The sequence below is a fragment of the Intrasporangium sp. genome, assembly GCF_035280925.1.
In the GTDB taxonomy this organism is placed as follows: Bacteria; Actinomycetota; Actinomycetes; order Actinomycetales; family Dermatophilaceae; genus Intrasporangium.
On sequence record NZ_DATEEY010000118.1, the window covers coordinates 23,767 to 36,655 of the forward strand.

The 12,889-nt window shown below is 70.0% G+C and carries 11 protein-coding genes; 7 read left to right on the plus strand and 4 right to left on the minus strand.

Features of this window, described 5'->3' with window-relative positions; genetic code table 11:
- The first annotated feature begins 32 nt into the window (after nucleotides 1–32).
- The 3 genes from VJN29_RS11575 (at nucleotide 33) to VJN29_RS11585 (ending at nucleotide 3,303) form a co-directional block, all read left to right on the plus strand.
- The gene (locus VJN29_RS11575; RefSeq protein ID WP_324143794.1) at nucleotides 33–2,057 is read left to right on the plus strand and encodes a protein meaA; all 2,025 of its coding nucleotides are present in this window, start codon (nucleotides 33–35) and stop codon (nucleotides 2,055–2,057) included.
- Nucleotides 2,058–2,117: 60 nt separating this feature from the next.
- Nucleotides 2,118–2,465, plus strand: a complete 348-nt coding sequence (locus tag VJN29_RS11580; protein ID WP_324143783.1) for a hypothetical protein — start codon at nucleotides 2,118–2,120, stop codon at nucleotides 2,463–2,465.
- A 67-nt stretch (nucleotides 2,466–2,532) separates the two neighbouring features.
- Nucleotides 2,533–3,303: a DUF554 domain-containing protein gene (locus tag VJN29_RS11585; protein WP_324143784.1), complete on the plus strand. Its 771-nt coding sequence runs from the start codon at nucleotides 2,533–2,535 to the stop codon at nucleotides 3,301–3,303.
- An 84-nt stretch (nucleotides 3,304–3,387) separates the two neighbouring features.
- On the opposite strand, the gene nucS is transcribed toward VJN29_RS11585, so the two are convergent.
- Nucleotides 3,388–4,083, minus strand: coding sequence for an endonuclease NucS (nucS, locus tag VJN29_RS11590; RefSeq protein ID WP_324143785.1), 696 nt, complete (start codon nucleotides 4,081–4,083; stop codon nucleotides 3,388–3,390).
- A gap of 105 nt (nucleotides 4,084–4,188) precedes the next feature.
- Here nucS and VJN29_RS11595 point away from each other — a divergent pair, with 105 nt between their 5' ends.
- Complete coding sequence (locus tag VJN29_RS11595) at nucleotides 4,189–5,967, plus strand: 3-hydroxybutyryl-CoA dehydrogenase (RefSeq protein ID WP_324143786.1); 1,779 nt, start codon at nucleotides 4,189–4,191, stop codon at nucleotides 5,965–5,967.
- A 93-nt stretch (nucleotides 5,968–6,060) separates the two neighbouring features.
- Nucleotides 6,061–6,378: a hypothetical protein gene (locus tag VJN29_RS11600; RefSeq protein ID WP_414654345.1), complete on the plus strand. Its 318-nt coding sequence runs from the start codon at nucleotides 6,061–6,063 to the stop codon at nucleotides 6,376–6,378.
- Nucleotides 6,379–6,500: 122 nt separating this feature from the next.
- Here VJN29_RS11600 and VJN29_RS11605 read toward each other — a convergent pair whose 3' ends face one another.
- Nucleotides 6,501–7,892, minus strand: a complete 1,392-nt coding sequence (locus VJN29_RS11605) for an AI-2E family transporter (RefSeq protein ID WP_324143788.1) — start codon at nucleotides 7,890–7,892, stop codon at nucleotides 6,501–6,503.
- Between the two features lie 77 nt (nucleotides 7,893–7,969).
- Nucleotides 7,970–9,310, minus strand: a complete 1,341-nt coding sequence (gene ccrA, locus VJN29_RS11610; RefSeq protein WP_324143789.1) for a crotonyl-CoA carboxylase/reductase — start codon at nucleotides 9,308–9,310, stop codon at nucleotides 7,970–7,972.
- Between the two features lie 361 nt (nucleotides 9,311–9,671).
- On the opposite strand from ccrA, the gene VJN29_RS11615 reads away from it, so the two are divergent.
- Complete coding sequence (locus VJN29_RS11615) at nucleotides 9,672–10,853, plus strand: glycoside hydrolase family 15 (RefSeq protein ID WP_324143790.1); 1,182 nt, start codon at nucleotides 9,672–9,674, stop codon at nucleotides 10,851–10,853.
- A gap of 73 nt (nucleotides 10,854–10,926) precedes the next feature.
- Here the strand turns inward: VJN29_RS11615 and mce are convergent, their stop codons facing one another.
- Nucleotides 10,927–11,370 carry a methylmalonyl-CoA epimerase gene (gene mce, locus VJN29_RS11620; protein WP_324143791.1) on the minus strand — a complete coding sequence of 148 codons (444 nt, stop codon included), beginning with the start codon at nucleotides 11,368–11,370 and terminating at the stop codon, nucleotides 10,927–10,929.
- A 128-nt stretch (nucleotides 11,371–11,498) separates the two neighbouring features.
- Between mce and VJN29_RS11625 the strand changes: the two genes are divergently transcribed.
- Nucleotides 11,499–12,677, plus strand: a complete 1,179-nt coding sequence (locus tag VJN29_RS11625) for a Fic family protein (protein WP_324143792.1) — start codon at nucleotides 11,499–11,501, stop codon at nucleotides 12,675–12,677.
- Nucleotides 12,678–12,889: the final 212 nt, after the last annotated feature.

The following is a 12,889-nucleotide window of genomic DNA, read 5'->3' on the forward strand; positions in this document are numbered from 1 at the left end:
CCGCCCGACCGTCCCGCGACCGTCCCTGGGTCATGCGGACCTACGCGGGACACTCCAGCGCGGCGGCCAGCAACGCGCTCTACCGACGCAACCTCGCCAAGGGGCAGACCGGCCTCTCGGTGGCCTTCGACCTGCCCACCCAGACCGGCTACGACCCCGACCACGTCCTCGCGCGTGGCGAGGTGGGCAAGGTCGGCGTGCCGATCAGCCACATCGGCGACATGGACGCGCTCTTCGACGCCATCCCGCTCACGGAGATGAACACGTCGATGACGATCAACGCGACGGCCATGTGGCTGCTCGCCCTCTACCAGGTCGCCGCCGAACGGCAGGCCGAGGCGGCGGCGGAGTCACCTGAGGAGTGGGTGCACGCGCTCGCCGGCACGACTCAGAACGACATCATCAAGGAGTACCTCTCTCGCGGGACCTACGTCTTCCCGCCGGGGCCGTCGCTGCGCCTCATCACGGACCTGATCGCCTACACGGTCCGTGAGATCCCGAAGTGGAACCCGATCAACATCTGCAGCTACCACCTGCAGGAGGCCGGTGCCACGCCGGTCCAGGAGATCGCCTACTCGATGTCGACGGCGGTCGCCGTCCTCGACGCCGTTCGCGACGCCGGCCAGGTCCCGCCGGACGAGTTCTCCGACGTCGTCGCGCGCATCTCGTTCTTCGTCAACGCCGGCGTGCGCTTCGTCGAGGAGATGTGCAAGATGCGTGCCTTCGTCGAGCTGTGGGACGAGCTGACCCGCGAGCGCTACGGCGTGACCGACGCGAAGGCCCGGCGGTTCCGCTACGGCGTCCAGGTCAACAGCCTCGGGCTCACCGAGGCCCAGCCCGAGAACAATGTCCAGCGGATCGTCCTCGAGATGCTCGCCGTGACCCTGTCCAAGGACGCGCGGGCCCGAGCGGTGCAGCTCCCTGCATGGAATGAGGCGCTCGGCCTGCCACGACCCTGGGACCAGCAGTGGTCGCTGCGCATGCAGCAGGTGCTGGCGTTCGAGTCCGACCTGCTCGAGTACGACGACCTCTTCACCGGCTCCGTCGTCGTCGAGCGCAAGGTGGCCGAGCTCGTGGCCGGCGCGAAGGCGGAGATAGGTCGCATCGAGGAGCTGGGAGGCGCCGTCGCTGCCGTCGAGTCCGGTTACATGAAGTCAGCCCTCGTCGCCTCGCACGCACAGCGCCGTCGCCGCATCGAGGCCGGCGACGAGGTCATCGTGGGCCTCAACAGGTTCGAGACGACCGAGCCCAACCCGCTCACGGCCGACCTCGACACCGCCATCCAGACGGTCGACCCCTCCGTGGAGCAGGCGGCCGCCGAGGCGGTCCGCACCTGGCGGGAGCAGCGCGACGCCGACCCCGCCCGCGGAGTCCGTGCCGCGGCCGCCATCGCTCGGCTCAAGGGCGACGCCGCCTCCGGCGCGAACCTCATGGCGGCCTCCCTCGAGTGCGCACGGGCTGACGTCACGACCGGCGAATGGGCGGCGGCCCTGCGCGACCAGTTCGGCGAGTACCGCGCGCCGACCGGTGTGACCGGCTCCGTCGGCGTCGGGGGGACCGAGCCCGGTGAGGCCCTGGCCCGCATCCGGGCTGCCGTCGCCCGCACGAGTGCCGACCTCGGCGAGAAGCTTCGCATCCTCGTCGGCAAGCCGGGCCTCGACGGCCACAGCAACGGTGCCGAGCAGGTAGCGGTCCGAGCCCGGGATGCCGGCTTCGAGGTCGTCTACCAGGGGATCCGCCTCACTCCCGACCAGATCGTCGCGGCCGCCGTCGCCGAGGACGTCCACGTCGTCGGGCTCTCGATCCTTTCGGGCTCGCACATGGAGCTCGTTCCCGAGGTCCTCCAGGGCCTGCGCGACGCCGGAGCCGGTGACGTGCCCGTCATCGTCGGCGGCATCATCCCGGAGTCCGATGCCCAGGCGCTGCGGGACGCCGGCGTCGCCATGGTCTTCACGCCGAAGGACTTCGGCCTCAACGAGATCATGGGAGAGATCGTCGGCGTCATCCGCACCTCCCGCGGCCTCAGCCCGTTGGAGCCGGTGCACCCACGTGCCTAGCCACGCGGGTTCTGGGGGTCCACGGGGGCGTGCCCCCGTGTGTCGGCATACAGTCACAGCATGAGCGACCTCCAGTGCGCGGCCCGCATCGTCGTCGTCACCCCCCGTGGGCTGGGTGACGTCACCTGGCTCGCCTCCGAGCTCCACCGGGAGCGGGTCCAGGCGGTGTATGCCGCTGACGACGTTCCCGACACCGGCCCCGTAGAGACGTTGGCGGAGGACCTCGGCGTGCCGTGCCACAGCGGCCGTGGTGACCTCGAGGACGGGTCGGACGGACTCGAGGACATCGTCGATCGGCACCGCGGGGAGACCGTCGTCGTCGTCCGCGGGGGAGCGGCCACGGAGCCGGTGCTCATGCTCGTCGACGCGGACGGCACGAGCCTGCACAGCCTCGACGAGAACGTGTAGCGCGGCCAGGCGGACGGATGGTGGACCGGCCCTCGGCGCGCCGCCGTCGCACCCTAGCCTGTGCCGCATGGATGGAGGTTTCCCGGGGCTCGGCACCGTGGTCAACGTCGTCGCGGTCGTGCTCGGCGCCAGCCTCGGCATGCTGGCCGGCAACCGGCTGCCCGACCGCGTCCGGCGCGTCGTCACCGACTGCCTCGGCCTGGTCACCCTGCTCGTCGCCATCCTGTCGGCCCTCGACGTCACCTCACCGGCCCTCGAGGACACCGTCGGCTCAGGCGTGCCCGTCCTCATCGTCCTGGGCGCCCTGCTCCTCGGCGGCATCGTGGGGGCGCTGCTCCGGATCGAGGAGCGGCTCGAGTCGCTCGCGGGAGTGGTGCAGGGCTGGGTCCAGCGGCGCGGGGCCAAGGGGCAGCACGACCACGCTGAGCGGGAGCGCTTCATCGAGGGTTGGCTGACCGCGTCCCTGCTCTTCTGCGTGGGTCCGCTGACGATCCTCGGCTCCCTCTCCGACGGGCTCGGCAGGGGTATCGACCAGCTGGTGCTCAAGTCGGCGCTCGACTTCTTCGCAGCCATCGCCTTCGCTTCGACGTTCGGCGTCGGCGTGCTGTTGTCGGCGGTGTCCGTCGCAGTCGTCCAGGGCGGGCTGACGCTCCTCGGCGTCACGCTCGGAGCCGTGGTGCCGGAGGCTCACATCGCGGCGCTGACGGCGACGGGGGGTCTGCTCCTCATCGGCATCGCCTTCCGGCTCCTCAACGTCCGGCACATCCCGGTCGGGGACCTGCTGCCCTCGCTCCTGGTGGCGCCCTTGCTCGTCAGCATCGTGGCCCAGTTCCGCTGAACGCGGAGGTGGACTCGGCGGTGGACTCCGAGGTGGACTCCGAGGTGGACTCGGCGGTGGACTCGGCGGTGCACGCGGGCGGAGTCAGAAGAGACGGGCCTCGGCGTCGTCGATCCCCCTGAGCGCGTCGTAGTCGAGCACGACGCACCGGATGCCCCGGTCCTCGGCCAGCGTGCGGGCCTGCGGCTTGATCGCCTGGGCCGCGAAGACGCCCGATACGGGTGCGAGCAGCGGATCACGGTTCATCAGCTCGAGATAGCGCGTCAGCTGCTCGACGCCGTCGATCTCCCCACGCCGCTTGATCTCGATGGCCACGCTGGCTCCCGCATGGTCCCTGGCGAGGATGTCGACCGGCCCGATCGCGGTCAGGTACTCACGGCGGACGAGGGACCAGCCGTGCCCCAGGGTGTGGATGTGCTCGGCGAGCAGCCTCTGGAGGTGGGCCTCGACGCCGTCCTTGACCAGGCCGGGGTCGACCCCCAGCTCATGAGCAGAGTCGTGGAGGACCTCGTGGATGTGGACCGTGAGCCGGTCCTCCGACTTCGTGTGCTGGACGCGCCACACCGACACGACGCCGTCCTCGGACTGGGCGTCGTCCGGCTCGAGCTCGGCCATGGTGCAGGGCGGCGACATCCAGTTGAGCGGCTTGTAGGAGCCACCGTCACTGTGGACGAGGACGGAGCCGTCCGCCTTGACGACGAGCAGCCGTGTGGCCAGCGGGAGATGCGCGGTGAGCCGACCGTCATAGTCGACGCTGCAACGGGCGATGACGAGACGCACCGGGCCACCCTAACGTCCACCGGTTCCGCCCACGGGCAGCGGCGTGGGGAGGGTCACCCCAGGCACGGGTTTGAGCGGCTCGTAGCCTCTGGGAGACTCGTCCGCATGGCTCGTGATATCAGCAAGGTCGGCGTCATCGGACTCGGCACCATGGGTGCCGGCATCGTCGAGGTCTTCGCTCGCAACGGCATCGAGGTCGTCGCGGTCGAGGTCGACGACGAGGCCGTGGGGCGGGGTCGGGAGCATCTGGACAACTCCACGGGCCGCGCCGTCGCTCGGGGCAAGCTCTCGGAGGAGGACCAGGCGGCCCTCGTCTCCCGCGTGCAGTTCACCTCGAACCTCAACGACCTCAAGGACTGCCAGCTCGTCGTCGAGGCCGTGCCGGAGCATCTCGAGCTGAAGAAGGAGATCTTCGGCAAGCTCGACCAGATCGTCGACGAGGACGCGATCCTCGCCACCAACACCTCCTCGCTGCCGGTGACCGAGATCGCCGTCGCCACGAGCAACCCCAAGCGCGTCGTCGGCATGCACTTCTTCAACCCCGCACCGGTCATGCAGTTCGTCGAGGTCATCAAGACCGTCGTCACCGCAGACGACATCTTCGAGCGCGTCAAGGGCCTGGCCAAGCGGCTCGGCAAGCAGCCGGTCGTGGTCGGTGACAAGGCCGGGTTCATCGCCAACGCCCTGCTCTTCGGTTACCTCAACCACGCGGTGTCGATGTACGAGAGCAGGTACGCCAGCCGCGAGGACATCGACGCCGCCATGCGCCTCGGTTGCGGCTACCCGATGGGTCCGCTCGCCCTGATGGACCTCATCGGCCTCGACACGGCCTACGAGATCCTCGACACGATGTACAAGCAGGGCCGCGACCGACTGCATGCGCCCAGCCCGATCATCAAGCAGATGGTCAGCGCGGGCCTCCGGGGCCGCAAGACCGGGCGGGGCTTCTACACCTACGCCGGTCCGGGGAGCTCGCAGGTCGTCGAGGACGCGCAGACCCCCCGGCCGAACGGTGCGGGTGGCGTCCCGTTGCGACCCATCGCCAAGGTCGGAGTCGTCGGCTCGGGCACCATGGCGACCGGCATCGTCGAGGTCTTCGCCAGGGCCGGCCATGACGTCGTCTATGTCGCCCGGGCCAACGCCAAGGTCGAGGCCGTGCGCGCGGCGCTCACCAAGAGCCTCGAGAAGGCCGTGCAGCGCGGGAAGGCCACCGAGGCCGACCGCGACGCGGCCCTCGCGAGGATCACCGGCTCGACCCGGCTGGACGACCTCGCCGAGGTCGACATCGTCGTCGAGGCCGTCGTCGAGGACCTCCACGTCAAGCAGGCCCTCTTCGAGAACCTCGACGAGATCTGCAGGCCCGGCGCCATCCTCGCCACCACGACGTCGTCCCTGCCCGTCATCGAGTGCGCCTCCGCGACGAAACGGCCGCAGGACGTGATCGGGATGCACTTCTTCAACCCCGCCCAGGTGATGAAGCTCGTCGAGGTCGTGCACACCGTCTCGACGGCGCAGGATGTCGTCGCGACCGTGCAGAACCTGTGCGACAAGATCGGCAAGCACCCGGTGACCTGTGGCGACCGGGCCGGGTTCATCGTCAACGCGCTGCTCTTCCCGTACCTCAACGACGCGGTCAAGATGCTCGAGGCCAACTACTCGACCGCCGACGACATCGACACGGCGATGAGGACCGGCTGCTCCCTGCCCATGGGACCGTTCGAGCTGCTCGACGTCGTCGGCCTGGACGTGGCGCTGGCCATCGAGCGCGAGCTCTACCTCGAGTTCCGCGAGCGTGGCTATGCCCCGGCGCCCCTTCTCGAGCACCTCGTCACCGCCGGCTACCTCGGGCGCAAGTCCGGCCGCGGGTTCCGCACCCACGCCTGACGGGTCGACGCCCACGCGGCAACTCGCCCGGGAACCTAGAACTCACGACTGTTGCAGCGGGGTGAGTTCGAGGCTCTCGGGCGTGTTGCGAGAATGGGTGTCGTGTCACCGAAACGGCGCCCGAGCAAGCACGCCCGGCCACACGTGCCCCTCGACGTCGTCCGGATCCAGGGTGGGGCGACGCGCGAGGACTCCTATCGCGGCATGAGGTGGACCGTGCGGGCCGTCACCGGCGCCTCGGCGACGCGCCCCTACCTGTGCCCGGGGTGCCAGCAGGACATCGAGCCGGGGGTTCCGCACGTCGTCGTGTGGCCGGCCGAGGGGATCGGCGGAGTCGACGACCGACGCCACTGGCACACCGGCTGCTGGGCCCGCCGCGATGCCCGGCCGTCGGGCAACGCCTATCGCTGAGCACCCCAGGTCTCGCATCCTGCTCCGCGAGCCGGAGCAGTTTCGGAGTGCCGTCCAGCCCGGGTGCCGTCACGCCGCGACCAAGCCCAGCGGCATACGGCAGCCTGGAAGCCAGCGACAGGTCAGTGCTGCTGCTGTCTGGGAACGAGGACTTCCTCGTAGATGAGCAGCGCCCCGGCGGCGAACGGGATGGCCAGCAGGGCACCGAGGATCCCGAGGAGGGTGCCGCCGGCAAGGGCCGCAACCACGGTGAGGGCGCCCGGCACCGCCACGGTCTGCTGCATGATCCGTGGCATCACCGCGTAGTTCTCCAGCTGCTGGTAGACGATGAAGTAGATGATGACGATCAGCGCCTTCTGGGGCTCGTCGAAGAAGGCGACGAGGGCGACGACGGCGGCGCCGAGGGTGGCACCAACCATCGGGATGAGGCCGAGCAGGCCGACCGCCACGGCGAGGACGGCGGCATACGGCAGGCTGAGCAGACTCATCATGATCCAGGCGCAGAAGGCGTTGGTGGCCGCGACCGCCACCTGACCGATGGCATAGGACCCGACGCGGCGCATGATCTCCTCGGCGAGGGAGATGAAGCGGGTGCGGCGGCTGGCCGGCACGAGTGCATACGACGCCTGCTTGACCGAGGGCAGCGACGCGAGGAAGTAGAGCGTGAGGACGAGGACGGTGAGGATGCTGAACACGCCTGAGGCGATGATCCTCCCGGCGTCGAGCACGCCGCCGAAGATGCCGGCCCACAGGTTCCCGTCGTCGACGCGTCTGCTGATCTCCTCCTGGATGCGCTGGATCACCTCGTAACGATCGTCGAGGTCCTGGACCACGGGATTGCGCAACAGGTCGTCGAGCATGCCGGGCGCCCGGGTGGACAGCTCGGTGGCCTCCGCCGCGACCGGGGGGATGACGACCATGCCGATGAGGGTGAACACCGCAAGCAGGCCGAGGAAGACGATGGCCACCGCCCACCCGCGGCGCATCCGCTGACGAGTCAGTCCCTCGACGAGGGGGTTGAGCGACAAGGTGAGGAAGAACGAGACGATCAGCAGGGTGATCGTGGTGTCCAGCCGACCGATCGCCTGGACGACCGCATAGGCCACCAGGACGCCGAGCGCGCCGACGAACCCGACGTAGAAGGGGGACTGACGGTTGAACGGCGTGCCGGCCCTGCCGAAGTCGCGGTTGCGGCCGTTGCTGGTCGCGCGGCCGGGCCGGCCGGTCGCGTCTGGGGTGGCTTCGTCCGGGCCGGGCTCACCGAGCGGCAGCGTGCTGCCGAGGAGGTCGGGAGCAGGGGCCTCATCCGCGACCGGTCGCTCCTGGAGCTGGACGGGCGCGGCAGGGACGGCGGGGTCGGCGGGGTCGGTGTGAGCGGCGTGACCGGCGTGTGCGGCAGAGCCGGCATGGTCGGCGTAGGCGGCTGCGCCGCCAGCTCTCTGCTGTGCTCGGAGCTCAGCCAGGCGGTCGCGCTGAGCACGCCGGTACTGCGTCCACCGCCGCCAGAAGGTCACTCCGGGAGCCTACGCGAGGCACCCGGAGTGACGGGCTTGCAAGCTCGTGTGTCGGTCCGTGACCGCACACCAGGCGGCTACTCTCCGCGGAAGCGGTTGATCTCGGCAGCGAAGCGGGCGCGCTTGCCCGCGTTCGTCACCCCGAGTCCCTCCTCCGGCGAGAGCGTGAGGACGCCGACCTTGCCCTGGTGGGCGTTCTGGTGCACGTCGAGCGCCGCCTGGCCGACCGCGTCGAGAGCGTAGGCCTTGGAGAGAGTCGGGTGGATGAGGCCCCGGTTGATCAGCTCGTTGGCCTCCCACGCCTCCCGGTAGTTGGCGAAGTGCGACGAGACGATCCGCTTGAGGTTCATCCACAGGTAGCGGTTGTCGTACTCGTGCATGTAGCCGGACGTCGAGGCACAGGTGACGATGGTGCCGCCCTTGCGCGCGACATAGACGCTCGCCCCGAACGTCTCGCGTCCCGGGTGCTCGAAGACGATGTCGACGTCGTAGCCGCCGGTCAGCTCTCGGATCCGCTTGCCGAGGCGCTGCCACTCCTTCGGGTCCTGCTCGGTGCCGTCCTCGTTCCAGAACTGGTAGCCCTCGGAGTTGCGGTCGATGATGAGGTCGGCGCCCATGGCGCGGCAGATCTCCGCCTTCTCCGGCGACGACACGACACAGATCGGGGTGGCACCGCCGGCGAGGGCCATCTGCGTCGCGTAGGACCCGAGGCCCCCCGACGCCCCCCAGATGAGGACGCGGTCCCCGAGCTTCATCGCGGCGCCGTTCTTCGAGATGAGCTGGCGGTAGGCGGTGGAGTTGACCAGCCCGGGGGAGGCGGCCTCCTCCCAGGTGAGGTGGTCGGGCTTCGGCATCAGCTGGTTGGCCTTGACGATGGCGAGCTCGGCGAGGCCGCCGAAGTTCGTCTCGAAGCCCCAGATCCGCTGCTGTGGGTCGAGCATCGTGTCGTTGTGGCCGTCCGCGTCCTCGAGCTCGACGGACAGGCAGTGGGCGACGACCTCCTGGCCCGGCTTCCACTTGGACACCCCCGGGCCGGTGCGCAGGATGACGCCCGAGAGGTCGGAGCCCACGACGTGGTAAGGCAGGTCGTGCCGCTTGGCATAGACCGACGTGCGCCCGTAGCGCTCGAGGAACCCGAACGTCGGCAGCGGCTCGAAGATCGAGGTCCACACGGTGTTGTAGTTGATGGCGCTCGCCATGACGGCGACGAGGGCCTCGCCCGGCGCGAGCTCCGGCACGGGCACGTCGTCGATGTGCAGGGACTTGCGCGGGTCCTTGTCCCTGGTCGCGAGCCCCTCGAACATGCCCACCTCATCCTTGTGGACGGTGGCGCCCCGGTAGGTCTCGGGGATCGAGAGGTTCGAGAAGGTCTCTTGGCTCCGGTCCCCGGAGAGGATGGCGTCGCGGATGGCCTGCATCTGAGGTCCTTTTGGTCGCTGGCGTCATGGATTGCTACCCGAACGTAGCCATCCGTTCACGCCCGTGCACCCTCCTGAGACTGCCACCACAGGTGACCTGAGTCACGCGTTGGCGGCCTCACACAGGGCCCGCCCCAAACGTGTTGGCGGGCCCCATGGACACGTTGGCCGTATGCCGCTGAGCTCGCCCCCGCACGACGCCCCAGTTCCAGCCCTCCCGCTCTCCTTTTCGTCGAGTGCGCAGAAAGTGCCGGCTCCCGGGCCCCGCGCGGTCCCCCTGATCGGCACTTTCGCGACCCACCCGCCGTTAGCCCGTGGCAGGCTGTGCCCCGGACCAGAAGCGCCGGACGGAGGAGGACGTGTGCGTCGTCCGCTGGTGCTGATGGCCCTGGCTGCCGTGGGCGCAACCGCAGCGCTCCAGCTGGGAGCCGGACCGGCCGAACCCCTGCCGAGCCTGCACAACGGCGCCGACTGGCACACGTCGTCGGAGGAACAGAGCGCCGCTCATGAGGCGTGGCTCGTGCAGGGCTCGGTGCCCGGTGGAGCGGGAACACAGGACCTCGTGACCCAGGCGTTGCTCGACCTGCGCGACCTGACGCGGCCCACCGGCGCGGTCGCCGCGGGGCCGAGTGGTCCATGGGGCTACGCCTGGCCTAGGGACAACGCGTTCGTCGCTGTCGCCTTCGCCGTCAGTGGCCACCCCGACGACGCCTGGCGCACCCTGCGGTTCTTCGTCGACGCGCAGCTGGAGGACGGAGGCTTCGAGGCGCGCTACAGCCTCGATGGATCCGGGCCACCGGATGGCCGGCAGCGGCAGACGGACGGCGCGGGGTGGCTGCTGTGGGCGATCGAGGAGGTCCGCGCGGCGTCTGGCCAACCGGTGCCCATGGATCTGCGAGGCCTCCGTAACCGCGCCGTCGACCACGTCCTCGACCTCACCGACGACGGTCGCCGGCTGCCTCCTGCCTCGCCCGACTACTGGGAGGTGCCCGAGCGGCGGGTCACGCTCGGAACCGTGGCGCCCCTCGCCGCGGGGCTGGAGGCGTCCGCCAGGAGCCACGCCGCAGAGGGCAACCGCGTCCGCTCACAACAGCTGGCCAACGCCGGCGTGGAGCTTCGCTCGGTGATCCGCGCCGAGTTCGGGCCGGCGTACGAACGACATGGTGACCGGGGCGGACACGACGCCGGCACGGTCATGCTCCTGCCGCCCTTCGCCGAGGTCGCCGACCCGGCCGTCCTGGCGGCCTCGCGTCGCTATGTCACCGGGGCCATCCGTCCCGCGGGAGGCCTGGCGCCGGGCGTGGGGTGGAAGTCCGACGGTGTCTCCTGGACCCCCGAGACCGCGCTGGTCGCCTACACGGCCGCTGCGTCGGGGGACGCGAGCACGGCGGTTCGCTGGAGCGACTGGCTGGCGCGCCAGACGACAGCCTGGGGCAGCCTGCCGGAGAAGGTGCTGCCGGACGGGAGCCCTGCCGGGCCCGCACCCCTGGCGTGGACCGCGGCGCTGTTCGTGCTGGTCCAGGCCGAGCTCGCCGACGAGTGAACCGCCCGCCAGTCGCCTCCTCGTCCACCCTCAGGCAGGGCCAGCAATAGGTGAGCGCCGGCGTGCCGCGTCGTCAGTGGTGGGGGTCGGCCGCCGGCTCGACGAGCTCCACGAGCACTCCGCCGGCGTCCTTGGGGTGGATGAAGTTGACGCGGCTGTTGCTCGTGCCACGCTTCGGCACGTCGTAGAGCAGTCGGAGGCCGCGCTCACGCAGCGTCTCGCACACGGCGTCGATGTCCGTGACCCGGTAGGCGAGCTGCTGCATCCCGGGGCCGCTCCGGTCGAGGAACTTCGCGATCGTCGACTCGGGGGATAGCGGCGCGAGCAGCTGGATGCACGAGCCGGAGTCGCCGACACCCATCATCGCCTCGCGGACGCCCTGCTCCTCGTTGGTCTCCTCGTGCAGCATCTCCATGCCGTACTTCTCCGAGTAGAAGGCGATCGCCTCGTCGAGATCGGGCACGGCGATGCCGACGTGGTCGATGTGCGTGAAGAGTGGGCCTGCCAGAGCGGTCATGGGCCCAAAGTAGGGCCGTATGCCGCTCGGTTGCCACCAGCTCCGACGTGCCCTTCGCCACGCCAATTATCACTTAAGGCGACAAGTGATAATCTGGCATCCTCGTCCTTTCAGTTGATGGAGCGCCAATGGGCTGGCCTGCGGTCACCTCCGAGGAATGGGTCTGGGACCCACCATCCGACCGCGTCGGCCCGACACGGGCCGAGCGATCGGCAGTCGGGCGGACCTACCGTGCGGCGCTCCCGGCTCGCCTGGCGGCGCTGGACCTGCCGATCAGCTCGCGCGTGGCTGCCCAGGCCGAGGAGGCTGTCGCTGAGATGCGCGCCTTCGACGCCGAGTCGACTGGGGAGCTGGCGAGCCTGGCCGCGATCCTGCTGCGCAGCGAGTCGGCATCGTCGTCCCAGATCGAGAACCTGACCGCGTCCGCGCGCGCGGTCGCGGAGGCTGAGGTCACGCATGCGGGTCGCGGCAACGCCGCCCTGGTCGTCGCCAACGTCGAGGCCATGGTGGCGGCAGTCGAGCTCGCCGACCGGCTCGATGCCACGGCCATCCTGCGCATGCAGGACGTTCTCCTTCGCGACACGGCACCACACCTCGTCGGATGGCGGGCCGAGCCGGTGTGGATCGGCCCGGGGGGCAGCACTCCTCTGACGGCCGACTTCGTCGCCCCTCATCACTCGCGCATCCGGGACAGCATCGAGGACCTGATCAGGTTCTCCGCTCGGGACGACCTCCCCGTCCTGGCGCAGACCGCAGTGGCACACGCACAGTTCGAGACCATCCACCCCTTCGCCGACGGGAACGGGCGCACCGGACGCGCGCTCGTCCACGCACTGCTCCGCGCGAAGGGAATCACGCGCCACGTCACCATCCCGGTCTCCGGCGGGCTGCTCCATGACCGCGACGGCTACATCGCCGCCCTCGACGCCTATCGCGCCGGGGACCTCGAGCCGATCGTCACGGCGTTCGCGCTCGCGGGACTGCGGGCGGTCCACCACGGCCGGCTGATGCGGGAGCGCATCGCCGCCGTCCGTGACCAGTGGCAGCACAGAGTGCGCGCCCGACGCGACTCGGCGGTGTGGCGGCTCGCCGATGCGCTCCTCGCCCACCCAGTGGTGGACGCGGCTACCGCGGCACGGCAGCTCGGCATCTCCGAGACAAACGTCCATCGTCACCTCCGCGTCCTGGCCGACGCGGGCGTGCTCGTGCCCACGAACCACCACAAGGCGCGCCGCGTCCTCTGGCGGGCGCCTGACGTCCTGACCGTGATGGACGCCTACGCCCGCGACGTCGGCCGCCGCGGCTGACGCCCGGGCGCTCGACGGCGGGAGGGCAGTTGGGGTGCCGTCGTGTGGGAGCAAGCCCAGCGGCATACGAACCAATGTCGTATGCCGCTGAGCTCGCTCCCGTGTGTGCGCTAGGTCATGCGGGAGTGGGCTTCTGGAGGCTCGCGTCTACAGTGGAATGGACAATCCCCAAAGACGTTGGAGAGGCATCACCATGACTGACCGTCCCGTGT